A 563-nucleotide genomic window follows, 5' to 3' on the forward strand; every position below is an offset into this window, starting at 1 on the left:
TCGTTCTCCTTTGTTAAATTAACACTCGTTTAGTGAACTAAACGTCGCGTTAATTTGCCGCGGATAACTCGATTTGGCAAACCAATCCTTTTAGAGGTTTGGAACATCTTACTTACTCGCACTGCATGTAAATGGGGCTATAGCTCAGCTGGGAGAGCGCCTGCCTTGCACGCAGGAGGTCTGCGGTTCGATCCCGCATAGCTCCACCATTTACACCTTATTCTGACTTTATTGCAAAGTAATAAGGCATATGCACTATGGATAGAGATGCCAAAGATAAACTTAAAAATTATCTTTGGCTTTTTTAAGCCCGCTCTTTAACAATTTGGAAAGCTGATAGTATTTAATTGCATGAGTCTGTCATGTAATTAATTACAAAACGTTTAATGCGCAAGCATTGAACATGAGTTCTCAAACACTTTATTAAGTGTCTTGAATATTCAAAAGTAAATTATTCTTTATTGAATAGTTTACGTCTAAGGCGCGTCCACTTCTTTGGTCAGAAGTGAGACAAGTAAAACCAAGCTGGTCGCAATGCGGCGCAGATGAGTGAAACTCATTTG

General features: G+C 39.4%; 1 tRNA gene. It reads left to right on the top strand.

Going from position 1 to position 563, the window contains the following annotated elements:
• The first annotated feature begins 133 nt into the window (after positions 1 to 133).
• Positions 134 to 209, top strand: a tRNA-Ala gene (locus tag L5M49_RS25220).
• The last annotated feature ends 354 nt before the right edge of the window (positions 210 to 563 follow it).

This window comes from Shewanella sp. SM74 (assembly GCF_025653725.1).
GTDB lineage: Bacteria > Pseudomonadota > Gammaproteobacteria > Enterobacterales > Shewanellaceae > Shewanella > Shewanella oncorhynchi.